This window comes from Paenibacillus sp. A3M_27_13, from assembly GCF_024213315.1.
In the GTDB taxonomy this organism is placed as follows: Bacteria; Bacillota; Bacilli; order Paenibacillales; family Paenibacillaceae; genus Paenibacillus; species Paenibacillus polymyxa_B.
The window spans coordinates 372,567-397,567 of sequence record NZ_JANAVE010000002.1; the positions used below are offsets into that span (position 1 = coordinate 372,567).

The following is a 25,001-nucleotide window of genomic DNA, read 5'->3' on the forward strand; positions in this document are numbered from 1 at the left end:
TTTGGTTTGGCCGTGTGCAAAGGGTATAATAGAGATATGTAAAGATTGATATTATACCGTTGTGTTGAAGATACGAAATAAAGGAGGCTTCATGATGGAGAGTATTACAGTACATACTCGTTTAGGTCAATTACGTGGGGAAACGAGGAATGGATATCATGTATGGAAAGGTATCCCATATGCACAGCCTCCTGTTGGAAAACTACGTTTTCACGCGCCCCAGCCTTTGGAGTCTTGGGAGGGTGTACGGGCTGCGACGAGTTTTGGGCCAATCTGTCCGCAACCTATGCCATCCGCTGAAAGCATGACTGGAAATCTGGTGGAACCGCCTAAGCAGTCAGAGGATTGCTTATACCTGAACGTTTGGACACCTGCTTCGAAGGCACCTGAGAAGGGACGCCCAGTGATGGTGTGGATTCATGGCGGTGCCTTTGTCACGGGGTCCGGGATTATACCTTTATATGACGGGGAACGCATGGCGAAGAATGGCGATGTTGTGGTTGTTACGATCAATTATCGATTAGGGCCGTTAGGATTTTTGCATCTGACTCCAAAGGGAGATGGCCTGACCTCTAATGCGGGACTGCTGGATCAGATCGCTGCGCTGGAATGGGTTAGGGATCACATCTCTGCCTTTGGCGGTAACCCGGATGAAGTAACGGTGTTCGGTGAATCGGCAGGGGCGATGAGTATTGCCGCTTTATTGGCGATGCCAGCAGCTGAGGGACTGTTCCAGCGTGCGATTTTGCAGAGTGGTGCGTCGCAGGTATTGTCAACTTCACAGGCTGAACAAGTGACGGCTGTGTATCTGCAGCAGCTGGGTGTGGACACTCAGCATCCAGAACGGTTGTTTACGCTGCCGACAGATGCGCTGATGCTAGCTATGGCGAAGACGCATGAAGTCATCGGACCAGGGATGGCGATGATCTATCAACCTGTCGTGGACGGTGTGACCTTGCCAGATGTACCGCTGTCTGCAATCGCGCAAGGTTCAGCAAAGCAGGTATCCGTTTTGATTGGAACGAACTTGCATGAGGGGGCCTATTTCATCCGAAAAGAATCCCATCTAATGAACAAGTCAACAGCGAGTCAGGCATTGGAGATGATGACGGGCATGTCAGACATCGGCGACCTGATAGAACCATTTCCGGTTACGATTGAGGGACAGGCGCAAATGTTGACTGATCTATTTTTTTGGCGTCCTGCGTTGGCTCTTGCTGTTGCGCAGTCGGCGCATACGCCTGTATGGATGTATCGTTTTGATTGGACATTGCCGGGGCATCCTACCTTTGGACAAGCGGTTCACGGTGCCGAAATTGCGTTTGTTTTCGATAATCTGGAGCTGCTAGGTAAGCTTGGATTAGAGATTCAACCGTCGATGCAGAAGCTGGCTCAAGCTATGCAGCAGGCATGGGTTGCTTTTGCACGTGATGGGAAGCCTGTGCTGTCGGAGGGGGCTTGGCCAATGTACGACAGGGAAGAGCGGACTACAGCTATTTTCCATCAGGATATTAAGGTAGAGCACGACCCCGAAGGAGATAGACGCCGTCAGTTAATCGGTCAGATGACCCTATAAGTAAACAAGAGAGATCACCCCAAGTACTCACATGGAAAAAGCCTTCGCCCGTAATTTGTATACGGACGAAGGCTTTTGTTAGTCATAAGATGTATTGCTGTTCATTCTTACTTGCATGAAATTGCAACGCTGCAATGTGTAAGTTAAATCTTAAATCGCTTAACCAGCTGTTGCAAATCCTGCGCCATGTTGGACAACTCCTGAGACGAAGATGCGATTTCCTCCATGGCCGCCATTTGCTCCTGAGCGGCAGCAGATGTTGTCTGCGAACTGTCCGCTGAATTGCGAGACAGACTTGCCAAATGGGTGACAGTAGCGGAAACTTCCTCTGTACTGGCTGAGATTTGTTCAGCTGCAGCGGATACACTTTGAATTTGTTCCACGATATGAGATGTAGAGCGTTCAATATTCGTAAATGCACCTTCTGCATCTTGGCTAATACGTAATCCTTCACCTACCTGGTTACGAACATTACCGTTCATGGTAGCGGTGGAGCGTTGAATCAAATCGAGCATCTGAGTAATGATCTGACTGATGGAATCCGCGCTTTCCTTGGATTGCTCAGACAGCTTGCGTACCTCTATAGCGACTACGGCAAATCCACGCCCGGCTTCGCCTGCTCTGGAAGCTTCAATAGACGCGTTCAGAGACAACAAATTGGTTTGCTTGGCAATAGCGGCAATAGCTGTATTCATCTGCTTCGCATCGTCCGAGAGCTGGGATAGCTCATCCATCAGGCTAGCTGTTTGGCTTACAGCTTCCAGAATACGGTCCATTTGTGTCCGCACATGGCTGATCATTTGACTGCCTTGAGCCACATCATGCTCGGTTTGTCCTGCTGAATCCACGATGGAGCTTGCCGATTCGGCAATGGTGCTGACACCCTTCGCCATTTCTTCAACGGCATTAGCGGTTTGCTCGGATGCCTCGGCGCTGGTGGCTGCATTTTCTGCGGATTCCATAACCGTTTCCGCTACGTGTTGTACGGACTCCGTCGTTTGCTCTGTGCTTTCCTTGATCATCAGAGAAGAGGAAGCAAGTCGGGAGGACGTTTGATTGACCTCGGAAACCATCGTATGCAAGGAATGCGTCATTTGGTCAAAATTCTGTGCCAGTTCGCCGAACTCATCCTTGCTGGATAGATTAACACGTTCGGTCAGATTTCCGTCACGGACGATGCGTGTTCCTGCTTGCAGCTTGCGCAGCGGAATTAAGAACGAGCGGACCATAAGCACAATGATGATTGCAGCGGCAAGTATGGAAATGACAATCACAATCAGGCTTTGCTTCAGAATCGGTTGGGCTGCATCACTGTAATCCTCCAGATCCGACAGTGCGACAATGCTCCAACCGGTGAGAGGGTCCTTAAGTGTAAAGGCCAGCATATCTCGATTCATAAATTGAATTTGCGACATGGAAGGAGTATCATTTTCGACGGTTGTCGCCACTTCGGGAAGTCCCTCTATGGCGTCAGCAGGTTTTTTGCCTGCCTTGTTAAAGGCTGTTCCAGTCCCAGATACAACTTTATGTTCAGAATCAACAATAATGAGTCCTCCGCGTTCACCAATCTTAACAGACTGCAGACTTTCACCCATTTTGTCCAGATTCAAAGCCAATGAAACAGCTCCTTCACCGTCCTCCAGCGTTCCCGATATATTAACGACTAAATTCCCTGTCGTGACGCTGGCAACTGGAACACCGACGAATACCTTGCCCTTTTCCAGCATTGCATTTTTGTACCATTTTCTCTCCCGGGGGTCATAATCGTCCTCCTGTTTTTTCGGCGAACGTATGTATTGCCCTTTCGCATTGCCGAGAAGCGCGGCATCTAGCTCGGGATGAGCCTTGACGATGACATCCAACTTTTTCTGAAGGGCCTCTTGGTTGGTACCAATGGAATCAGATTTGATTTCAGTGGTAAGCACGTCCAGGTCTTTCATAATGGGCGCTACATACTGATTGACATTGCTTCGGATCAGATACAGATTCGTGTATACGGAACCGCCCATTTGCTGACTGAGTTGTGTCGTAGCCCCCTGATAGGAAAAGTACCCGATAAGTACGCTCGGAATCAATAACACAGCCAAAAAAGATATTATTAATCTTGTCCTCATTAAATAAAACTGCTTGAGAAACCTGTTCCACCACGGAACTGTTTGTTTTGTTTTAGTCATAGTTATTGCTCCTCTGTGTCTGATGATCACTACATTGTTTTATTCGACAGAAACCGACGAATTTTATAGATGTAATCTTTGAGAAACGAGGAATAATTGCATTTTTTAGACACTTTTTTCGGAAAATAGGTCTAAAGAACTATGATTTATATGAATACGAATACATAAAAAGCCAAATCAGAGATGCAAAAGCATCTTCACGATTTGGCTTGGGTGAGTCATGAAAGGGACATTGAACTGTTAATTTTTTTGCTGACGTGAAATCATAAAGAGCGTAATCCAGATGAGCATAAAACCAGTCAATTGCGCTACAGTGACAATTTGCTGAAATGCGATCCAGTTAATCACGACACCAACCATGGGAAAGCTTAATTCTGCCATCGTAGCATAAGACGCTTTGGTCGTACTTAAGCCTTTGTAATACAACAATAAGCTAAGAAGACCCGGAAGCAATGCCTGCAATAGCAGATTGATAATCACAGCTGCGCCCGCCCATGTACCGGAAGGCATATTCCATGGCGCATGCTCTACAGAGGTGAGGACAATCAGCAGAGGGAGCGCGACCATGAAGCGGAGGGAGGTTACCGTTTCATATTTCATTGAACGAAGCAAGTAACTTCCCATGACTGTCGAACCGCCCCACAGAACTGCTGCACCGAGTGCAAGTAGACTACCGACCTGGACAAAATCACGAACATGTCCGAATGGGAGCGACCAACCGAAGGTCAGAAGATACGTCCCGAACAGAGCGACGACAATTAATAATCCAAAATGACGCGGCAACATTTCCTTCAAAATAATACGAGCTAGAATAATAGCGACCAAGGGTTGAAGCTTCTGGAGTAAGAGTACAGCATTCAAATCACCATTGCTGAGTGCCATGGTGAAAATTACGCTGGCCAGAGCCGAGCCACCCCACGAGACGAACAAAATAGCGAAAACTTGACGAAGCCGTACCGCTTTGAGTTCCTCACGATGCTTCCACAGCATCGGTGTCAGAGCGAGGAAAAGCAGCACATGCTCCATTAGTACAATTTGTGTTGAAGTAAATGACTTTAACAAAATAATACGAAACAGCGGGTCTGCGCCCCACAAGGCCGCTCCAATTGCGACCAGCCAAAAACCGCTTTTCATGTGGGAGCTACGATCAAAACCTTTGGATGTTAGTACAGTAGAAGATTGACTCATACTCAATTAGCTCCTTGCGAATACAGGACCGGTGGCACAAAAACCCCCGTCCATGGCGAATGGCCATGCAAGACGGGGGTTGATCAAATAAACTTGCCGCTTTATGCAAGTTAAATGAAGTTACTGCAAAACCAATAACGCAGTATTCATCCACTTCGCGGCATGTTGATATTTCGATCTTCTTCCATCCGGACTTTACCGTCGGCTTTGGCATCTCACCAAATCAGTCCGTATCCTGTTGCCAGATACAGAGTCGCGGGCTTAGCTCCATGAGCCATACCGCCGGTTGGGAATCTCACCCTACCCCGAAGATCCTTATTCCGTTTTTAATTTCTCCTATAGGATATACCTGTTTTAGAATGAAGTCCAGTGAAAAATGTGTGTATATCGAACAATGATTTTCATCTGTTTTTTGAAAGCGCTCTACGAAATTACATATTACGAGGTAATATCCTTATACTCAATACCTCGAATCGCCGCATAAGCCACAAGCATTCCTAGTATAGAGAAGCCGATTTGCACGGGGGCTATGGAGCTAAGTGTAGCGCCGTTATTATTGGAGAAAAGCAATGCTACAATCAGGATTGAGGTCACAATGGTGGTGGGTACAGAGTATCTTCGCATCCCCATATACAGCGGAACCAGTCCCATAAAGCTGGCAGCAACGGCATTGATTAACGTCCGTGCTGATTGTTGCCCCAGTATGGAAAGAGTAAGGTTATCCGGTACAATCAAAACAAACTGGTTGAGCAGATGAATAGCAGCCGTAATGATTATTTCCGAAATAATAATGGACAAGAACGTGAACAGTAATACGACCAAGAGTTTGGCGATCATCAGCTTTTGACGATGAATCGGATACATGAACAAGATCGTAATCGATTTGGACTTAAATTCCCCGACGATAAAGCGGCATAGGAGAACGGAAGCAAACACAATAAATGTAGCTCTTACAAAATTGTCTATTAGATCCAATAGTTGAGTGTACTGTGTGAATTCAGGTATTCCTTCACTTTGACTTTCCAGCGCAATAACACAGAGCAGCCCAAGAATGCATGCATTGGCGATCAGTGCTGAACGGATATAACCCGTCAGATGAAATTTTTTCAGCTCCAACTGCATCAATTTAAGCATGGAGATCACCTCCGTTTAACAGGCGAAAAAAGTAGTCTTCCAGCGTGCTGCTTTTCTGATGAATGGAATCCACCTCTATATCATTTAAGATGAGCGTCTTCGTAATTTGTTTCTGCGGTACATTTGTATCGTAAATACGTATACTCTGTTCATTTATCACCTTTATATTATTCAGGCTCAAATGATGGGAGAGGACGTAGGCCGCCTTCTTACAATCGTTGGTCGTAAATTCGATGTATTCCGTATTGGTTTCCCGCACCTGCTCCATCGATACTTCCTCAATCAGTCGTCCGTGATTAATCACGCCTACCGTATCCGCAATCTGCTCTATTTCCGCTAAAATATGACTGGACACGAGCAGAGTCATCCCATATTCCTTGCATAGCATGTGGAATAGTTGGCGGATTTCCTTGATTCCCACTGGGTCCAGACCATTAATGGGTTCATCCAAAATGAGTAGCTCTGGCTTAGTCGCAATAGCGCGGGCAATCCCGAGACGTTGTTTCATTCCTAGCGAAAAATCCTTTACCGGCTTGTCATCTGCATTTCGCAAATTCACTAATTCCAGGGCATCCCGAACAGCCTGCTTATTATAGTAGCCCATATATTCACAATGAAGTTCGAGATTTTGCTGTGCCGTCAGCCTGTCATAAAAAATCGGGTATTCAATAATTGAACCCATCCGTCCGAGCAGATGATACGACTTCGGCGTTAATTTTTCACCGAATAATTCAATTTCACCCGATGTCGGCTTGAGCAGATTCGTAATCATTTTCATTATCGTCGTCTTGCCTGCCCCGTTAGGACCGAGAAAGCCATAGGTTTCTCCCTTGCGCACATTCATACTGACTCCCGCTACAAGTTCGTTGCCCTTCAGGGCCTTTGTCAACTGATGTGTACGTATTACGTAAGTCATGGGTGTTCTCCCTTCGTATACTGCTGATAATTCAAGGATAAAGGGCGAAATGTTCAATTTTCTTTCGTGATTCTTACAAATTTATTAAGTTGAGCATGTTTAGTTCGACTAATAGTTGATTTTCTTCAATGTAAAAGAGAAGACCGTCCGCTCATATGGTCTACTAGTTAATTGAATTTCTCCGTTCATCGCTTCAACCAGGCGTTTGGCAATCGTAAGGCCCAGTCCGCTGCCTTGTACCGCCTTATTGCGGGAGTCCTCCAGTGTGTACATGCGTTCAAAAACCTTGTCCTGCTCAGATTCCTGTATGCCTTTCCCACGATCCCATATCTCGATACACACCGTATCCTGCTGTTCCGATAGAGCCAGACCCAGCGTCCGTCCGTCTGCCCCGTAGCGAATGGCATTCGAGATCAGATTGTTCAGTACCCGCCCAATCGCTCCTTCGTTCCCCAAGGCATGAATGGGGTGCTCTGGGATCTCAATATGCACAGTAAACCCCTGTGCGGTCAGCAGGTCATAAAACTCCAAAATACTGCGTCTGCACAGTTCTCCCACTTCTAGTCGAGTCAACGGAATATCCGTATCATTAGCCTCCAGCTTCGCCAAGCTAAAAAAGCTGCCGATCAGCTCAATCGCCTCGCTTGTCTTTTGATGAATTTTGGATAGCAGCTTTATACGTTCTTCTGGCAAAATAGTCGGATCGCCATCCAGCATCTCGGCATATCCAAGCACAACCGTAAGCGGGGTCTTGAGATCGTGGGAAATGTTCGAAATCATTTTGCGCATAGCGATTTGGCTACGGTTGTAATCTGCAGACACTCTGAGATTCAAGTCCAGTAGTCGGTTAATTTCCGTCATGAGTCGTTGCAGTTCAACGTCACCTGTGACATATAGCAGCTTTTCAGCATGATTCACCGTCACGATCCGCTCTAGTAGGGTTTGGATATCCTTTATTTTGCGCTTATAGGCCACACGCTCCCGCCAAAGCCATACTATAACGATTGACATGATGAGGACGATAATCCATTGAGAAATGTTTTCGATGTTCATATCAACCATTCTCCCATTTGTAGCCAATGCCCCATAGCGTTTTAATGTGGACAGGATGAGAGGGATCTTCTTCGATTTTCTCGCGCAGGCGGCGAATATGGACGTTAATCACGTTCTCGTCGCCCATATAATCGTCTTTCCAAATAAATCCGTATAATTGTGCTTTTGTAAATACTCGATTCGGATTGGCTACAAACAGCTTCAAAATATCGGACTCTTTGGCTGTTAGCTGAATTTCATTTTCATTGCGTATGACTGTAAAATGATCAAAATCAATGCGCAGACTGCCGTAGGTCAAAACTTGTGCTTGCGGCTGTTCCTCCTGCTGTTGCTGACGGGCATATGTAGTAGATCTGCGGATCGCGGACTGAATACGAGCGGTCATTTCCAGCATTGAAAAAGGTTTGGCAACATAATCGTCTGCCCCAAAGCCCAGTCCAAGCGCTTTATCCACATCGCTGTCCTTGGCTGACATAATCAGAATAGGTACGGCGCTGTGGGTACGGATTCGGCGGATCACCTCCATACCGTCCACCTTCGGCATCATCAAATCCACCAGTACCAGATCATAGGTATGACGTTCAAAGGCAAGAAGCCCCTCTTCCCCGTCATAGGCAGTGGTTAGACTGTATCCTTCCTTAGTGAGTGCTTTGAGTAGCATTTCGGCGATGGATAGATCGTCTTCAATAAGTAAAATATGTTGTGACATAGGTGTGGAACACCCCTAATTTTTAGATTAAGCTCGCGTGACGAACTGTACCTGAATTATATAGAGCAGTGGAGGGGATTTCCATAAAAAATATCCAAAGGGAAAATGAAAACTCCTGGATTGCCCTAGGGAGTTACGTAATCAGTCGTTTGCATCATTCGCGTTCAGGCGCACGCGAGTCCTATAGTATTTATTTGGCTTTTGTAAAGGAAGAGGCATAGATTAGGGGGAATTTGTATGCCTTTATAGACCCCAAGTAAGTATGTTTTTCCCAACCGCATAAATGTATGAAGTAGTAAATCTCCTAGAGCCACAAGGGTTACAAACGTTCTTGACTGCAATCAGAAAACATACACTTGTTTCAGCTTTGTTTTGTAAGTAATCAATAAGGATTTCAGTGAGGGCAACTTGCGATTAATGGTCAGTTTAGTATTTCCTAATTGGTACTCCAAAAAATGAAAGAAAGTTTTCTGCAACTAATCTATCAAAAAATATAACGTAATCATGGCAATAGTTAAGAAGTGTTGTGGGAGATAGTTTTCTTTTCCTGCTTTCAATAAACTCCGTTACAAACCAGGGAAGATCGGACAATTTTTCATCAATTCGATTCATGTAATAGACTTTCATTTCTTACCTATTTTCACCATAATATTGTAAAAATATATTTTTATATTACATGACTTTATGCCTAAAAATGTAATACAAAAGAATTATTTAATAATTGAGTTATACATATCTCTATAATTTGAGCCGATGAAATTCATGGCGCCGGAATAATATGGAAGGAGGTCTTCTTTGTACCAGGAGATTAGCCACAAATCACTAATGAAAAGATTAGTATATCACTACCTTTTTCATCGAACACAGTTAATGCCGCTGCAGGTCCCGAATGACGGAAAATTTAGGACGTGGAATCGTGGCTGCACGCAGCGCTTTCCAATACTATTGTAAGTTGGATTTTACTGAAACCCGACCCTGAAAACTTCAGATTTAACATCTATCGATTTACCTATGACGGTCAAGAAATAAAGCTAAATGATCCCGTTCTTTTGGAAGGGATAAACTTGGGCGTGAAGAGGCGAGGAAATTCAATGATTTGATTTAGGTTACATGTAATTTTGTTTTTCATTTAAAGATCCTTGTAGGTGTTAGCACAGCATCAAACAATTGATTGACAAAAGGAGAAATGATTTATGAGGAAATTTGGAAGTTTATTTATGATCTGTTGCATGCTTGTAGCCATGTTTATGACAAGTTCTGTTTATGCAACTAAAAACACTCTAGATGTGGAGGGAGAGACAGCAACAAGTACGACAAGCTATTACGTTTCTCCAACTGGCAGTGATAAAAATGCAGGAACTAAAAGTGAGCCATTTAAGAGCTTGATGCAAGCACAATCAGTAGCTTCGTCTGGGGATAGAGTCTATATTCGTGAGGGAGTTTATGATGATTTTGATATTGCAAAAACCGATAGTAATTATAATTATGTAAATGCCTTTAATAAGAATGGGATTACCTATGAGGCTTATCCTGGGGAAAGACCTGCGTTTAATTTTAAAAATGTACCAACGAATCTACGTGTGGCAGCATTTTTTGTTGGTGATAATGTAACGGGCATCACTTTTAAAGGATTTGATGTGATCGGCGTTAAAGTAGGTGATCAAGCGCAATCAGAAGCTTTTAATATTAGAGGACAAGCCGATTTCGTGAATATGGCTGCTCATGATAATGAGGCCATTGGTTTTTACTATACTGGAAATGGATCAGGAACTGTTCTTAATTCGGATTCTTATAACAATATTGGACCAACACAAATATCAGCTGGTAATACAGATGGTTTTGGTGCTCATGGAGGGGCTGTTACCTTCATTAACTCCCGTGCATGGAATAACAGCGATGACGGATTTGACAGTATTAGTTCAAAAGGCCCGGTGACTTATGACCATTGTTGGTCGTTTGATCATCAGGGTAATCAGAACGGTATCGGCAACAAAAATGGGTTTAAAGTCGGCGGATATGCGTACAGAATTACGGGAATTCCAGATTCTTTGCCCGTTCATACCGTAAAATATTCTTTAGCTGTGAATAACGGTGCTAATGGCTTTTATGCGAATCATCAGCCTGGACAATCAGCTACCTGGACCAATAACACGGCCTATAATAATAGTAGAGCCAATTTCGATATGCTGGAACGTGTTAGTCCAACGGACATAACCAATATTCCCGGCTACAGAGAAGTTTTACATAACAACATCGCTTTTATGGGCCGGGCAATTATTAATGACAACAATTTGCCGGAAAATGTATCTAATAATTCTTGGACCATCAACGGAGGACTTGAAATCACGGCAGAAGATTTTGTAAGTCTGGATACGGCCCAATTGTCTGCACCAAGAAAACCAGACGGCAGTTTACCTGATGTTACGTTTATGCTTCCTGTAACTTCTAGTACTCTTTACAAATACGATTTAGGCTACCTTGCTGACAAATAAAATTCTGTTTTATCCTTACATCAATTTCAGGCATCCTAGAAGAAAAATGTACAATGATAGAATTGCTAACAGCCTCCAAATGAAAGAAACGATAATAATGAATTTGTGTAATTTGATCTAACGATAGCTCTAGATAAAAGAAGGTGATGTCCAGTATATTTACAGACATCACCTTTTTAATGATTTTAATATTTTACAATTGCTACGTTCAAAGAACTACCATCTGGTACCACGATATCCGATTGTACTTTTCCATCAGGTAGATTCACATGTATCACCTTTACGATACCAAGCGGCGTTAGGAAGGTGCCTTCCATCCACTCCAGATCGCCAAGCTACGGCTTAACACTTATGGTCCTGCAACCCGGCTTAACCGGACGGATACCCAACACGTATTCTGAGAGCCATGCCGTCGGAGCCGATGCCCAGCCATGGCACAAGCTATGGCGATAGCCCTGGTAACAATAACCTCCATACGTGCCATGTACGTCAATCTTTCCTTCCGGCGTCAGTTCGTACATGGAGCTGCTGTGAAGCGCAGTTATAGCTCTCATCGTCATACATACATGATAACGTGTAGCTTCGATCGGAAACGGGAAGTACAACCTGATTCGATGAAAAAGCGGGCTGTAGGGACGCCTGTCAGCCTATTTGTGTTAACAAGAGATGTATTGAAATTGCTTAAATGGCCGCATAGGGATGTAGAAGTAGTGGCTTTAACTGCAACATATGATTATTAAAATTGATGAATATTGGACTTTTTCGTAAATTCAAAGATGTTTAAACCACCACATAAGATAGTATTTAAATTCGCTCATGAGAAGTAAGTGAGATTACCGAGGTCAACTCAACCCTAATACAAGATGTAATCAAATTACTAGCAGTTACAGTTCCCCTATATTATACTGAAAGAGTTTATAATCGGATGTTTGGAATACGGTGTTATAATATCCGGGACATGCCTCATGTACGAGACTAGGTATGTCGAATCACGCTGCGGTACAGGACCGTCAATAAAGGAGAGCAACGATGTTTGTTATACGAGGAACACAAAAACTGCTGAAGGAATGGGAGACTGAACCACTTCAAGTTGATATTTATCCGCCTTTGAATAGTTGGCATGCCAGCTTGTTTTTACTTAATCGAAGAAAAAATATAGTGTTTATGCATGATATATCCCGCTTAAGCATCACGCTTTTTGGGATCAAAAAATCGCAGTACAACAACCTGCCAGTTCTTTTTGTGCAAGCTTTGAAGGAATTAATGATCAGTGAAGGCTTTGATGAGCAGATTGTAAAGGCATACACACAGGAAGGCGAGCAGATGCTGGCTACGACGACGAATAGTCATAGTGTAATGGGAACCTTGGATGAGATTATTTTTATCATGAAGGAACTGGATATGGAGCATGGGTGCGAGCTGGAAAAAAACCAGTGGAATAACCGGATTGTTTTCAAAACTGTTGAATACAAGTACCCTGTTGATGTTTTTAAAGAAATGCTAGAAAAGCATTATAAACTAGAGAGTATTTGAGAAATTTATGATTTTACCGAAATTAAGTTCCATTTATTCCCTCTGTCCTATATAATCTAATATAGTTCTAAAAGACTATATAAAGAGAGGTAAGGGGTAAATGAAAATTAAATTAAGAAATAAAACTGGAATGATCAAGGAACGCAAAGTAGGTTTTTCATGGACTACGCTCTTTTTCGGTTTTTTCCCTGCGTTGTTTAGAGGGGATTGGAAGTGGGCAGTTATTATTTTTCTGGTGTCGATCCTTACGAGTGGGGCGTCCAACTTTGTATTTTGCTTCATCTATAACCGCTTACATATTAATGATCTGCTGTCCCAAGGCTATGGTCCTGCTACTAAGAAATCCCAAGCTATCCTGATTTCTAAGGGATTTATTGCTGAAAATTACGCTGCTAACTTTGCAGGTTAATTTGAGAGCTGCTTGTTAAACGAGACGTATCAAAAGAGCATCCACCAAAGTCCATGCGGGCGGGGAATGCTCTTTTTTTATAACTCACATGATAGCAACGCTTGCGATGAAATGAATCATAGCGCAATAAGCGGCACACTTTGGTAAAATAAAACGATACAGGGTTTGGCACCATCGGTCAGACTTATAAAACGGGGGGTACATAACGAAAGATGAAGAGGATTATTGATATAGCCAAAGAAGCAGGAATTGAAGAAGAACATTTGGAGACGTATGGAAAATATAAAGCGAAGCTGAATCCGTCCCTGTGGGAGCAGTTAAAGGATCGCCCGAATGGAAAGCTGGTGCTGGTTACGGCGATGAATCCCACACCGGCGGGAGAAGGAAAAACGCTGACAACCATCGGGCTGTCACAGGCGCTGAATGCGCTGGGGCATAAAACCGTTGCTGCGTTGCGTGAGCCGTCCCTTGGCCCTTGCTTCGGCATGAAAGGAGGAGCAACCGGGGGAGGACAAGCCCAGATTGTTCCGGCAGAAGACATTAACCTGCATTTTACAGGTGATATTCACGCGATTTCAGCTGCGCATAATTTGCTGGCAGCGATGATCGATAACCATTTGTTTCATGGAAATGCTTTGCGGTTGAAACCGGAGCGGATCGTGTGGAAACGTGCTGTCGATATGAACGACCGGAGTTTACGAAATATTGTGACCGGATTGGGGTCAGGTAATGGAGCGGTGAGAGAAAGTGGCTTTCTGATTACCTCGGCTTCAGAAGTGATGGCGGTATTATGTTTAAGTGAAGATATGGACGATCTTAAAGTGCGATTGGGTAGGATGGTGATTGGTTATAACGTAGATGGCGAAACGGTAACAGCTGAGGAACTACATGCGGTGGAAGGTATGGCTGTGCTGCTTCGGGAAGCATTGAAACCCAATCTGGTGCAAACGTTGGAGGGAACTCCAGTTATTGTGCATGGCGGACCTTTTGCGAATATTGCGCATGGATGCAGTAGTTTGATCGGTACGAAGCTGGCCCTGAAGCTGGGAGAGGTGGTCGTTACGGAGGCTGGATTCGGGGCTGAGCTGGGGGCAGAAAAGTTTTTTGACATCAAGTGCCGTCAATCCGGTTTGCAGCCAGATGCGGCTTTGTTGGTCGTAACCGCCAAAGCGCTGAAATATAACGGCGGTGTAGCTAAAAATGAGCTGGACGCAGAAAATCTGGAGCAATTGCAACTTGGATTAGCCAACATGAACCGGCATGTACGGAATTTGCAAAAGTTTGGCGTGCCAGTACTGGTAGCGGTCAACCATTTTGTAACAGATAGCGAGGCCGAGCTGGAACTAATATTCTCGGAATGCCGCAAGCTGGGTGTACCCGCAGAGCTGTCACAGGTGTGGGCACAGGGAAGCCAAGGGGGAGAAAAGCTAGCCCAAAGCCTGCTCAACCTGCTCCAGGAGGACAAAGCCCATTTTGCACCATTGTATGAGCATACACTTGATTTGCAAGCGAAAATTAGTGTCATTGCGAAGGAACTTTACGGTGCGGCAGAGGTAGCTTACACTCCTGCGGCCAAACGGGCGTTGGCCGGTATGGAGCAGCTTGGTTTTGGACAACTGCCTGTATGCATGGCCAAAACGCCGTATTCTTTCTCAGATCAACCTTCTCTGCTAGGTGCACCGGAGGGCTTTACCATTCACGTGTCCCGCGTTTCTTTGTCCGCAGGGGCAGGCTTTGTGGTCGTGGAAACAGGCAATACTATGACGATGCCAGGATTGCCCAAATCCCCAGCAGCTGAGCATATGTCGCTGGAGGCAGATGGGAGCATTCAAGGTCTAATGTAGTATCTTTAGAAAAATGGCAGCTTCTCAGGATGGAGTGCCAAGCAGTTTGGGCAGTGCAGTAAGCAGTTTTTGCCGGGTCATGGCATCGCTCCAGTTCCAGCGGTCAGCTTCTACGAAATATACCCGACCTTGACGTACAGCAGGAAGGCTGCGCCAGAGAGGGCTGCTGATCATACGTTCCAGCGTACGTTTGGATTCTGGAGCTGTTGGGACAAGCATAAAAATGCGGTCCCCGGCGTAATCAGGCAATTCGTTCGGATCTATTTCTGCGAAGCCTTGTTCCGCGTCGAGCACCTTTTGGATCAGCTCAACGGGCTGAAAGCCCTGTGGGTGGTAGAGGGCCGACGAGAATCCGGACATCCCCATGACAAAGAGCCGATCACCATGATCGAAGATGAAGACGGAGGCCGTTTCTCCGGCTGTGATTTGCGTACCGAGCTGCTGCCACATTGCCAGATTGCGGGCTGTAAAGGTAGACAACCAGCGTTCGGCCTCCCGCTCCTTACCGAGCCAGACGCCAAGTGTACGCATCCGTTCCTCCAGCGTGGCGAAGGAGTTGAAGGTGACGGTGGGAGCGATACTAGCAATGCGCTCATATTCCTGTTCATCCGAATTGGCGATGATAATTAGATCGGGATCAAGAGCGCTGGTCAAGCGAATATCCAGTGGAAGGCCCACATCGGCGACATTCACAAGACGATGTTTATAGACGCTGTATTCACTGAGTCGCAGACTTCCACCGATGGCTTTGGCCCCTAATGCCAATAGATCGCCCATCGTTTCTCCATGATAGATGATGCGGCTTGCTCGGCGCGGAATGTGAATATGGTGACCCGTCCAATCCTTGACGCGCACAGAACCGGAGACAGAAAGTGCGTACTTGCCAGGGGGAATCCCGGTCATTTGCCTAAACCGTCGATTAAAATAATATTCGTCAGAGAAACCAACCTGACGGGCAATTTCACGTAAAGGCCGTTTGCATTCCAGCAGCAGCCGCTTGGCATGGTTCAAGCGCAGCTCAGTGAGGTAATGCAGCGGCTTTTTGCCTGTAATTTTACGAAACAATTGGGAGTATTGCCATATGGAAACGTTCGCTTGTTCAGCGAGCTGCTTGACGGTAATGGGCTTTTCATAGTGGTTTTCCATATATGAAAGGGTACCTTCCACCGATGCTGGCAATGCCGGATTAGAGGTATTATTTTGATCAATATGGGTGTGGTCTTCCTGCCACAGCAAGAGCAACTCTTGAAACATGATTTGCTGCCGTAATACAGATGTTTGGTTATGCGGCTGTACCGTTTGTTGGGTACTATGAAATAACTCTTCAGTCAACTGAATAAGTTTGGAAGAAGAAGAGGCAATGTATTCGCGCGGTCCCGGCAGGACAGGTTCATGATATAGGGATGGCATACGTGCTGCGTGTTCAGCCAAGGCCATGTCCGCTTGTGGTTCTGATGGCAAAGCGATGACCTCAAACGTGATTTTGTAGTATTCGGGTACAGTTCCATTCAGGGGAGCGATTTGATAGGATTCACCTGGAGCTAGCCAATACCCATGACCTGTATGGGATAGATACTGCTCTGGGCCAATGTCCACCATACCTGTCCCACCGATGAATATAAGAAGACAGTGATATGAATTGGGACGTGATAATAATTCATCGGTAGGCTCACCAACCAACGCAATTTCTTTAAAATGAAAAAGCAGTGAGCTGAACGGGGGAGGATATACGGATGACGGAGACTGGTTCACGGTATTGCTCCTTTTATTGAGAATGGTTATCATGTATGTATAAGTATACCTCCTTTAGGTTCAACAAAAAAGAAGCCTATCAACAAGTGTCGATAAGCTTCTCCAATTTTTATTTGATGAGCTTGGGCAATTCCTCCAGCAGCCATTCTCGAGTGGAAGCATCACTTTCAGTTTTGCCAATATCCTGAGTGTACACACGTCCCTGTTTGACAGCAGGAAGCTGGAGCCACAGCTTGCTTTTCATTAACTGTTCGGTGGATTGTTGGGCTTCTGAACTTGGTGTTCTTAGTATGAAAATCCGATCTCCAGCGTATTGTCCGATCACTTCCTGAGATATTTGTACAAATCCTTTGTCCTCATCCAGTGCTTTCTGAATAAGAGGAGTAGGCTTGAAACCATTCTTTTCATACAGTATTTGTGACAGTCCTGTCCGTCCCATTGCGAATAAACGGTCGCCAGGATAGTAGGTAAACACTGAAGCAGTTTCCCCCGCCTTAACACCCTCTGCGTGAAGCTTGATCCACATCTCCGCTTCCTTTATTTTATATTGGGCAAGCCAATCTTCAGCAACCTTTTTCTTGTTCACAATGTCTCCGAGATGCAGCAAACGTTCGTTTAACGGGGCAAAGGTATCGAACATAATTGTAGGTGCAATTTTTGTTAACGCTGCGTATTGTTTTTCATCTGTATCGGCGGTAATGATTAGGTCAGGCTGTAGTTCCAAGGTTTTTTCCAAATTAATCGGGAACCCCAGATCGGCCACGTTCTGAACCTGCTTCTCATAAACCTTGCCTTCAATCATAGAAGTCGATGTACCTATAGCTTGTACGTCTAAAACCAATAGATCCCCATAGTTTTCTCCGAAGTAAGCAATGCGCCCAGGAGTCGTGGGAATGTTCACTGTATGTCCCTTATAGTCTGTGTAGTCACGAGTTGTGGCAGCTTCCGATGTTTTTGTAGATGCTGTTGTGTTGCTGCTTGCAGTCTGATTGTCAGATGCGCCGCATCCCAGTAGCAATGCCCCCATAAGAAAGAAAAGGCAGATCAGAGCAGTGTATTGTCGAGTAGAATTTTTGTTGATTGTCGAGTTCTTGTTGGTCATAGCAACCTCCGTATAATAGAATGATTCAGAATTTTATAAATGAGAATTATTATCACAAAAGCAATGATAAGCGCTGGACCCTCAATACTCAATGGACAAACTTGGTCAATGAATCCGATTTTGTACAAAATAAGTCTCATGTGTTCTTAGCTCATTTCAGGTTTTTCAAATTTTATTGATTTGTCATTTTTTATGGTATAGAATATCGTTTTTATACATTTGAAAGGGGTTTTGAAATGGCATTGTTTATTACATATGTTTTACTAGGTTTCTCTATAGCACTACCTGTAGGTACAATTACGGTTGAAATGACGAAGCAAGGGCTAAAGAATGGATTCATGCATGGATGGATTGTGGGCCTTGGGGGGATGACCGTCGATTTGTTATTAATCATTGGTTTATATTTTGGTCTGGCCTCTGTTTTGTCATTATCTGTTGTACAGGTGATCATGTGGCTCATTGGAGCTATATTTTTGTGCTACGTGGGGTACGACAGCATTAAAAATGCGGATCATGATATTGCACTGGAAGGAGAAAAAAAGACGAAATCATTATTTTCTTCCTATAAAAATGGACTGCTTGTAGCTGTTTCACCGGGGAATTTAGTGTTCTGGGTGAGTGTTTTTGGGACTGTGCTGGCAAGCTCATTTGATCAGTCAAATACAAGTCAATTCTTGGTTGTTGGCTTAGGTATTTTGTTTGGTATTCTTATCCATGATTTAGGCTTGATGGCCCTTGTTGCGACAACACGAAAAGCGATGAATCGAACCGCCATCAAGTGGGTCACGATCAGTGCTGGTGTGGTCTTGATCGGTTTTTCTTTTTATTTCCTGTATGAATTTATGATCACTCTCCAAAAGATTTTATAGCATTACACAAGGATACGTTCAAGCTTGTCATGCCAGTCTGCATAAATCGAACAAGTCCTTCATAGACATGTACTAATTCATTTAAAACATGTGCTGAAGGGGTTGATGACATGCGCCGGATTTCATGGATGCTTGCCATGGTCATGTGTGTAACGCTGCTACTGGCCGGGTGCGGCAAGAAGAGCGCGGACGATGTGGTTAAAGATTTGAGTGACGTGGTGAGCGACCTGAACAGCTACCACGGTACAGCTTTGATGACGCTGCATACCGGCGACACGCCGCAGGAATACAAGGTTGATATTTCCTACCGCAAGCCGTCCTATTACCGAATTGCCATGACGAACGAGAAAAAGGATGTTACGCAAATTGTGCTTCGTAATGATGAGGGTGTATTTGTACTGACACCCAGCCTGAACAAAAGCTTCCGTTTCAAAAGCGACTGGCCAAACAATCAGGGTCAAGTATATTTATATGAAACGTTGGTTCGCAGCATTATCGGCGATGCCTCCCGTCAGTTGGCTACCGACGATAAATCCTATGTGTTTGATGTGGCAGCGAATTACAACAGCCATGCGCTGGTGAGACAAAAGATATGGCTGTCCAAAAATGACTATGCACCGACTCAGGTACAGGTGTCTGATGCGAATGCCAAGGTAGTTGTTGATCTGAAATTCGATCAATTTGCTTTTGATACGAAGTTTGACAAGGACTCTTTTGATATGGAGCGGAACATGGCTTCAGGTAAGACGAGTACGGGTAGCGAAGGGGCGCCATCTTCCGGAGCAGTGGAGCCCAGCGGTCAGCTTGATCCTTCCGGTGCGATAGATGGGACGACTGGCGTGACGTCTGGCGAACCCGGACAAGAGCAGGGAACAGCAGGGGATGCAGTCCAGCAGCCGTCAGGGGAAGCGAAGGTGGACGGTACTGCCACAAATGATACGTCCAAACCGGACGCAGCAGCCAACGCAGATGCGCAGCAACAAACCCCGGGCACATCGGATGCCGCAAACGGAACGTCAGCGGGAACAGATGCGGCAGAAGCTGTGATGGGTGAGTTCGGCTTAATCGAACCGTCCTACACTCCAGCCGGAGTACAGATCAAGGATACGCCGGAGCTGGAGGATAATGGTACACATGCCGTGATGCTGCGGTATAGTGGGACGTATAATTATACCATTGTAGAGGCGCGTCCAAAAGATCGGGCAGTCGCACTAGCCGCAGGCGAACTGGTTGATATTGGAGGAAGCTTTGCCGTTCTGACCGGAGGCGAACAGCAGACGATGACCTGGATGAATGACGGAATCGAGTTCAGAATCACCAGTGCTGACCTGCCTGTGAGCGAAATGATACAAATTGCCGCTTCTATACAGGATCAATCGGGTAAATAAAACTTTATAGACGGATGCAGACGGTCTAGAGTGTAAAAATGCTCTGCTGCCGCCCGTATCCGTCTTTTGTTCATTCGCGGTCTAGGATGTGCACCGCTTGTATGTCGTGTTCATTGTAGAGGATGCAGGCAAACGTCTCCTGCCATTGACAGCCACGTTTTTGAACATTACCATTAACCTTTGGAAGCAAGAACTTTGCCACACTCCGAATGGTAAAAGGTTATGTTACAGGCTAACAATTGAAGAAGGTGACTGGATTTGCAAGCACAATACAGATCGACCCGGGCCGAAATCAACCTGGATCACCTTGGCGCCAACTATGAAGCTTTTCGCAAGGCATTGCCAGCGGATAAGCTGATACTGGTCTGTGTCAAGGCTAATGCCTACGGACACGGTGCCGTGGAAATTTCAAAGGAATTGGAACGCCTTGGTGCGGATTATTTGAGCGTCGCTTTTCTGGATGAAGCGTTGGAGCTTCGTCATGCGGGGGTTCAGCTACCGATTCTTGTACTCGGCTATACCTCACCGGAAGCTGTACAAACGGCTTGGGAGCATGATATCTCATTGACTGTGTTCAGTGAAGAAGTGCTGGAGGGTATCCGCAGACTGGACCGCCAAGGAAACGAACGCAAGCTGAAGGTGCACATCAAAATAGACAGTGGCATGGGAAGACTGGGTTTGCTGCCTGGAGAAGAGGCTATGGCTTTTGTCCGGCAGGCTCACGAATTAGAGCAGGTGCTGCTGGAAGGCATGTACACCCATTTTGCCCGCGCGGATGAAGAAGACAAAAGCTATACACTGCTACAATATGATCGGTTTCGGGGCGTGGCGGAAGCGCTAAGGGAACAAGGTATTACCATTCCCATTATACATACGGGCAATAGCGCCGCCACCATTGATACCCCTTCTCTTTCCCCCAATATGGTGCGGATTGGTATCAGTATATACGGTCTGTATCCGTCTGATGAGGTTAATCGGCAAGCCATTGAGCTGCTGCCTGTATTGTCATTGAAGACGGCGGTGGTTTACACCAAAACGCTTCCTCCCGGCTGGGGAGTTAGTTATGGCACCCGGTATGTAACCTCCAGTGAAGAACGGATCGGTACACTGCCAATCGGCTATGCGGATGGATACTCCCGCATGCTGAGTGGGAAGATCGAAGTGTTGATACGCGGTCGCCGCGTCCCGGTACTCGGTACGATTTGCATGGACCAGTGTATGGTATCCTTACAATCTTTCGCAGAAGATGCGGAAGAAATCCAAACCGGCGAAGAGGTTGTTCTCATCGGCCAGCAGTCCGGCGAAACTATCGCGGCGGATGAGTTGGCATCCAAGCTTGGTACGATCCACTATGAGGTGATCTGCATGATCGCAGATAGGGTACCGCGTGTATACACACGAGGTCATGTTCCTGTTGTTCGAGTGAACTCGCTTCTTCCAACCCGCTGGAATTAATTTCATAACGCAAATTACCGAATAAAAGCAGGAGTTTTCGCAGAACGTCCCGAAATATGTACAAAGGAAAGAAAAGAGCGCTATAACTGTCAAAAGACGCATCAGGCTCCGCTGACACTTGTATTTCGGGGATCAAACGCCTGTACGAAAACGAACTGCGTAGTTTATAATGGAATGCAGCATAGATGATATACGAATATCATATACATTCTCTTGTATTCCGTTTGAATAAATTACCGGGAATAACGTTATAATGGTACAATGGCGACAAGGTTTTGGGGGTGGAAGAGAAGTTGGCCAATTTGCAGAACACCAAAAGAATAATGATCAGTTTGCCAGATCATCTCTTGCAGGAAGTGGACGGGATCGTAGCTATGGAAAATTCCAACCGCAGTGAATTTATCAGGCAGGCCATGAAGCTGTATGTAGGCGAACGTAAAAAACGTTACATTCGTGAAGCTATGCAGCGTGGATACATGGAAATGGCTAAAATCAACTTAACCATGGCATCCGAAGCCTTTCACGCGGAGGAAGATGCAAACAGCACCTTGGGCCGTACAGTTAGCGGGGTGTAATCCATATTGATCGTAAAGCGCGGCGACGTTTTTTTTGCAGACCTTTCACCCGTAGTCGGTTCCGAGCAAGGTGGCGTCAGACCTGTGCTGATCATTCAAAATGATATCGGCAACCGGTTTAGTCCTACTGTGATCGTAGCAGCTATCACCGCTCAGATTCAGAAGGCAAAGCTGCCTACACACGTGGAAATCGACGCGGCGACGCATGGCTTTGATCGTGATTCTGTTGTTCTTCTGGAGCAAATTCGGACGATCGACAAGCAAAGGCTTACCGACAAAATCACCCATTTAGATGAAGAAACCATGCGCAAAGTGAGCGATTCGCTACAAATCAGTCTCGGTTTGATTGATTTTTAGCGTGATGGAACGACGAGTGAAACGGGAAAAGGGCAGCGCTTGGGCGCTGCCCTTTTGCGTGTCCAATGAAAAATGCAGGTAGGGCTTGCTTTAACATCACCTGCTGGCGCTTTGAATCTTTTTTTGTGATAATGAAAGACATGGTGTAAGACAAGAGCTGTGAGGAAGAAGGGATAGGTTTGTCTAACGAGGAAACGAAGACGGAAATCCGGCAGGAGCCGAACGAAGCAGAACGCCAAGAGCGGATTGTCAAACAAGTGGCGAGAGAGCTGTCGCTGGCACTCAAGCAAATCCGGACAACGATCAGTTTGTTGGATGAAGGGAATACAATTCCTTTTATCGCGCGTTATCGTAAGGAAATGACAGGAGAGCTGGATGAAAATCAGCTGCGTGAAATTGAAGATCGTGTGGTGTATTTGCGTAATCTGGAGGATCGTAAGGTAGAGGTCATCCGCATTATTGATGAGCAGGGCAAGCTGACGGAAGACCTGCAGACTGCTATCACCTCTGCGGTTAAACTTCAGGAAGTGGAGGATCTGTATCGTCCGTATCGGCAAAAACGCAAAACCCGCGCCAGTGTAGCGAAGGAACGGGGACTGGAGCCGCTGTCCATCTGGATCTGGAGCCAGCCGAAACAGGGCGATGCTCTGAAAGAAGCCGAGTCTTATGTTAATGCGGAACTGGGAGTGGACAGCGCCGAGGCGGCCATCCAAGGAGGCTTGGACATTTTAGCTGAAAATATAGCGGATGATGCGGCTATTCGCCAATGGGTACGCCGATATACGCTGGACCATGGTATGTTGACCTCCGAAGCGAAGGACGCGGAGCAAGAATCCGTGTATGAGAACTACTACAGCTATCGTGAGCTCGCTAAGAAAATGCCACCTCACCGTATTCTGGCAATTAATCGCGGGGAGCGGGAAGGCATTCTTAAGGTTGGTCTTGAGGTGGCGCCAGATTCCATTTACAATTACGTGGCTGGCCAAGTGATTAAAGGATCGTCTGTCGTGCAAGATCTGCTGCGCAGTGTCATTGAGGATGCGTATAAAAGACTTATCGCGCCATCTATCGAGCGTGAAGTACGCGCTGAAATGACGGAGAAGGGCGAGCAGCAGGCCATCTCCATCTTTGCAGGCAACTTGCGCAGCCTGTTGCTACAGGCTCCGATCAAGGGCCGACGTGTGCTCGGTGTCGATCCGGCCTATCGGACAGGCTGTAAGCTGGCGGTTGTCGATGACACCGGCAAGCTGCTCGAAGTGGCTGTGACGTATCCGACACCGCCGAATAACAAGAAGCGCGAGGCTGCTGAAAAGTTCAAGCAGCTAATTGCCCAATATGGTATCGAATTGATTGTCATTGGTAACGGAACCGCTTCGCGCGAGACAGAGCAATTTGTAGCGGAAGTCATTGCGGACATTGGTGACAGCAGTCTAGCGTATCTGATCGTCAATGAGGCGGGCGCGAGCGTATACTCTGCCTCCAAGCTGGCACAGGAGGAATTTCCCGATTTGGACGTGGCTGAGCGCAGTGCGGCTTCCATCGCACGTCGTGTGCAGGACCCGCTGGCTGAGCTGGTCAAGATTGAGCCGAAGGCTATTGGTGTAGGCCAATACCAGCATGATGTGTCGCAGAAACATCTGGATGAAAGCTTAAAGGATGTTGTCGAATCAGCCGTTAACCATGTCGGTGTGGATGTGAACACGGCTTCCTCTGCGCTGTTATCCTATGTAGCGGGGATCAATGCGACGATTGCCAAAAACATCGTTAAGTACCGTGAGGAAAACGGTAAATTCAGCAGCCGTCGTCAGTTGCAGAAGGTGCCGCGCCTTGGTGCAAAAACCTACGAGCAATCTGTAGGCTTTATCCGTATACCGGGTGGAGAAAATCCACTGGACCGTACACCGATTCACCCTGAATCGTATGCTGTCGTAGACCGCCTGTTAGCGGAACTGGACATCAGCGCCCACGATCTGGGTACTAAGACTGCAATGGAAGCACTGAGCGTGTCCAACATTGACGAATTGGCTGCAAAGCTTGAAGTCGGCGTGCCAACACTGAAGGATATTCTGGACAGTCTCCAGCGTCCGGGCCGTGACCCGCGTGACGAGCTGCCGTTGCCTGTATTCCGCAAGGATGTGCTGAAGATCGAGGATCTCTCACCAGGTATGGAGCTTCAGGGAACCGTCCGCAATGTCATTGATTTCGGCGCATTTGTCGATATCGGTATTAAAAGTGACGGGTTGGTTCATATTTCACAGCTGCGCAGTGGCTTCGTAAAGCATCCGATGGATGTCGTATCTGTCGGTGATAACGTGACGGTGTGGGTGTTAAATGTTGATTTGAAAAAAGGCAGGGTTGGTCTGACGATGAAACCTCCTGCAGAGGCGCAATCGCAGGCATAATACTTTAAATAAAGCTGTACAACCTTCTTGTGAAGGTATAACAAAAGCCGGAATCTCCGAACTGCATCGGAGA

At 46.1% G+C, this 25,001-nt stretch carries 20 protein-coding genes, 1 pseudogene and 1 riboswitch; of the genes and pseudogenes, 12 read left to right on the plus strand and 9 right to left on the minus strand.

Annotated elements, in window-relative coordinates; genetic code table 11:
• Positions 1 to 94: 94 nt before the first annotated feature.
• Positions 95 to 1,576 (plus strand): carboxylesterase/lipase family protein, encoded by a 1,482-nt coding sequence (locus tag NLX82_RS08150; RefSeq protein WP_254347742.1) that lies wholly within the window; start codon positions 95 to 97, stop codon positions 1,574 to 1,576.
• A gap of 143 nt (positions 1,577 to 1,719) precedes the next feature.
• Here NLX82_RS08150 and NLX82_RS08155 read toward each other — a convergent pair whose 3' ends face one another.
• From NLX82_RS08155 to NLX82_RS27900, 7 genes and pseudogenes are all read right to left on the minus strand, one after another.
• Positions 1,720 to 3,750, minus strand: a complete 2,031-nt coding sequence (locus NLX82_RS08155) for a methyl-accepting chemotaxis protein (RefSeq protein WP_053324890.1) — start codon at positions 3,748 to 3,750, stop codon at positions 1,720 to 1,722.
• Between the two features lie 240 nt (positions 3,751 to 3,990).
• Positions 3,991 to 4,938, minus strand: coding sequence for a DMT family transporter (locus NLX82_RS08160; RefSeq protein WP_254347744.1), 948 nt, complete (start codon positions 4,936 to 4,938; stop codon positions 3,991 to 3,993).
• A gap of 172 nt (positions 4,939 to 5,110) precedes the next feature.
• Positions 5,111 to 5,255, minus strand: a riboswitch (FMN riboswitch).
• A 121-nt stretch (positions 5,256 to 5,376) separates the two neighbouring features.
• On the minus strand, positions 5,377 to 6,072 hold the full coding sequence (locus NLX82_RS08165; protein WP_023987585.1) for a hypothetical protein: 696 nt from the start codon (positions 6,070 to 6,072) through the stop codon (positions 5,377 to 5,379).
• Positions 6,065 to 6,988, minus strand: a complete 924-nt coding sequence (locus NLX82_RS08170) for an ABC transporter ATP-binding protein (protein ID WP_023987586.1) — start codon at positions 6,986 to 6,988, stop codon at positions 6,065 to 6,067. Before NLX82_RS08170 ends, NLX82_RS08165 begins: the two co-directional genes overlap by 8 nt.
• Positions 6,989 to 7,096: 108 nt before the next feature.
• Entirely contained in the window at positions 7,097 to 8,041 is a 945-nt protein-coding gene (locus tag NLX82_RS08175; protein WP_254347746.1) for a sensor histidine kinase, read from the minus strand.
• A 1-nt stretch (position 8,042) separates the two neighbouring features.
• A complete protein-coding gene (locus NLX82_RS08180; protein WP_023987588.1) occupies positions 8,043 to 8,750 on the minus strand; it encodes a response regulator transcription factor in 708 nt (235 codons plus the stop codon).
• A 354-nt stretch (positions 8,751 to 9,104) separates the two neighbouring features.
• Positions 9,105 to 9,377: pseudogene (locus NLX82_RS27900) on the minus strand (tyrosine recombinase XerS); the annotation flags it as partial.
• A 566-nt stretch (positions 9,378 to 9,943) separates the two neighbouring features.
• Here NLX82_RS27900 and NLX82_RS08185 point away from each other — a divergent pair.
• The 5 genes from NLX82_RS08185 (at position 9,944) to NLX82_RS08205 (ending at position 15,028) form a co-directional block, all read left to right on the plus strand.
• Entirely contained in the window at positions 9,944 to 11,242 is a 1,299-nt protein-coding gene (locus tag NLX82_RS08185; RefSeq protein WP_254347748.1) for a DUF4990 domain-containing protein, read from the plus strand.
• 431 nt (positions 11,243 to 11,673) lie between these two features.
• Positions 11,674 to 11,982, plus strand: a complete 309-nt coding sequence (locus tag NLX82_RS08190; protein ID WP_193217074.1) for a hypothetical protein — start codon at positions 11,674 to 11,676, stop codon at positions 11,980 to 11,982.
• A 289-nt stretch (positions 11,983 to 12,271) separates the two neighbouring features.
• Positions 12,272 to 12,775: a DUF6933 domain-containing protein gene (locus tag NLX82_RS08195; RefSeq protein ID WP_023987589.1), complete on the plus strand. Its 504-nt coding sequence runs from the start codon at positions 12,272 to 12,274 to the stop codon at positions 12,773 to 12,775.
• Between the two features lie 100 nt (positions 12,776 to 12,875).
• Positions 12,876 to 13,184, plus strand: coding sequence for a hypothetical protein (locus NLX82_RS08200; RefSeq protein WP_013309242.1), 309 nt, complete (start codon positions 12,876 to 12,878; stop codon positions 13,182 to 13,184).
• A 212-nt stretch (positions 13,185 to 13,396) separates the two neighbouring features.
• Positions 13,397 to 15,028, plus strand: a complete 1,632-nt coding sequence (locus NLX82_RS08205) for a formate--tetrahydrofolate ligase (protein WP_023987590.1) — start codon at positions 13,397 to 13,399, stop codon at positions 15,026 to 15,028.
• A gap of 24 nt (positions 15,029 to 15,052) precedes the next feature.
• Here NLX82_RS08205 and NLX82_RS08210 read toward each other — a convergent pair whose 3' ends face one another.
• On the minus strand, positions 15,053 to 16,780 hold the full coding sequence (locus tag NLX82_RS08210) for an ABC transporter substrate-binding protein (RefSeq protein WP_254347755.1): 1,728 nt from the start codon (positions 16,778 to 16,780) through the stop codon (positions 15,053 to 15,055).
• Positions 16,781 to 16,889: 109 nt separating this feature from the next.
• Entirely contained in the window at positions 16,890 to 17,882 is a 993-nt protein-coding gene (locus tag NLX82_RS08215) for an ABC transporter substrate-binding protein (RefSeq protein ID WP_254347757.1), read from the minus strand.
• 236 nt (positions 17,883 to 18,118) lie between these two features.
• On the opposite strand from NLX82_RS08215, the gene NLX82_RS08220 reads away from it, so the two are divergent.
• The 6 genes from NLX82_RS08220 to NLX82_RS08245 all read left to right on the plus strand — a co-directional run bounded on the left by NLX82_RS08220 (position 18,119) and on the right by NLX82_RS08245 (position 24,928).
• A complete protein-coding gene (locus NLX82_RS08220; protein ID WP_053324896.1) occupies positions 18,119 to 18,751 on the plus strand; it encodes a LysE family translocator in 633 nt (210 codons plus the stop codon).
• 110 nt (positions 18,752 to 18,861) lie between these two features.
• Entirely contained in the window at positions 18,862 to 20,139 is a 1,278-nt protein-coding gene (locus tag NLX82_RS08225; protein ID WP_028543051.1) for an outer membrane lipoprotein-sorting protein, read from the plus strand.
• Between the two features lie 258 nt (positions 20,140 to 20,397).
• The gene (gene alr, locus NLX82_RS08230) at positions 20,398 to 21,594 is read left to right on the plus strand and encodes an alanine racemase (RefSeq protein WP_028543050.1); all 1,197 of its coding nucleotides are present in this window, start codon (positions 20,398 to 20,400) and stop codon (positions 21,592 to 21,594) included.
• 293 nt (positions 21,595 to 21,887) lie between these two features.
• On the plus strand, positions 21,888 to 22,169 hold the full coding sequence (locus NLX82_RS08235; RefSeq protein ID WP_007429334.1) for a CopG family ribbon-helix-helix protein: 282 nt from the start codon (positions 21,888 to 21,890) through the stop codon (positions 22,167 to 22,169).
• Positions 22,170 to 22,175: 6 nt separating this feature from the next.
• Positions 22,176 to 22,526: a type II toxin-antitoxin system PemK/MazF family toxin gene (locus tag NLX82_RS08240; RefSeq protein ID WP_007429335.1), complete on the plus strand. Its 351-nt coding sequence runs from the start codon at positions 22,176 to 22,178 to the stop codon at positions 22,524 to 22,526.
• 179 nt (positions 22,527 to 22,705) lie between these two features.
• Complete coding sequence (locus NLX82_RS08245) at positions 22,706 to 24,928, plus strand: Tex family protein (protein WP_254347764.1); 2,223 nt, start codon at positions 22,706 to 22,708, stop codon at positions 24,926 to 24,928.
• The last annotated feature ends 73 nt before the right edge of the window (positions 24,929 to 25,001 follow it).

Excerpts from the sequence above, each read along its gene's own strand:
- NLX82_RS08195 (WP_023987589.1), top strand. The coding sequence starts at position 12,272 with ATGTTTGTTATACGAGGAACACAAAAACTGCTGAAGGAATGGGAGACT.
- NLX82_RS08160 (WP_254347744.1), bottom strand. The coding sequence starts at position 4,938 with ATGAGTCAATCTTCTACTGTACTAACATCCAAAGGTTTTGATCGTAGC.
- NLX82_RS08180 (WP_023987588.1), bottom strand. The coding sequence starts at position 8,750 with ATGTCACAACATATTTTACTTATTGAAGACGATCTATCCATCGCCGAA.
- NLX82_RS08225 (WP_028543051.1), top strand. The coding sequence starts at position 18,862 with ATGCGCCGGATTTCATGGATGCTTGCCATGGTCATGTGTGTAACGCTG.
- NLX82_RS08155 (WP_053324890.1), bottom strand. The coding sequence starts at position 3,750 with ATGACTAAAACAAAACAAACAGTTCCGTGGTGGAACAGGTTTCTCAAG.
- NLX82_RS08215 (WP_254347757.1), bottom strand. The coding sequence starts at position 17,882 with ATGACCAACAAGAACTCGACAATCAACAAAAATTCTACTCGACAATAC.
- NLX82_RS08165 (WP_023987585.1), bottom strand. The coding sequence starts at position 6,072 with ATGCTTAAATTGATGCAGTTGGAGCTGAAAAAATTTCATCTGACGGGT.
- NLX82_RS08205 (WP_023987590.1), top strand. The coding sequence starts at position 13,397 with ATGAAGAGGATTATTGATATAGCCAAAGAAGCAGGAATTGAAGAAGAA.
- NLX82_RS08190 (WP_193217074.1), top strand. The coding sequence starts at position 11,674 with ATGGCACAAGCTATGGCGATAGCCCTGGTAACAATAACCTCCATACGT.
- NLX82_RS08150 (WP_254347742.1), top strand. The coding sequence starts at position 95 with ATGGAGAGTATTACAGTACATACTCGTTTAGGTCAATTACGTGGGGAA.
- NLX82_RS08185 (WP_254347748.1), top strand. The coding sequence starts at position 9,944 with ATGAGGAAATTTGGAAGTTTATTTATGATCTGTTGCATGCTTGTAGCC.
- NLX82_RS08220 (WP_053324896.1), top strand. The coding sequence starts at position 18,119 with ATGGCATTGTTTATTACATATGTTTTACTAGGTTTCTCTATAGCACTA.
- NLX82_RS08170 (WP_023987586.1), bottom strand. The coding sequence starts at position 6,988 with ATGACTTACGTAATACGTACACATCAGTTGACAAAGGCCCTGAAGGGC.
- NLX82_RS08200 (WP_013309242.1), top strand. The coding sequence starts at position 12,876 with ATGAAAATTAAATTAAGAAATAAAACTGGAATGATCAAGGAACGCAAA.
- NLX82_RS08175 (WP_254347746.1), bottom strand. The coding sequence starts at position 8,041 with ATGAACATCGAAAACATTTCTCAATGGATTATCGTCCTCATCATGTCA.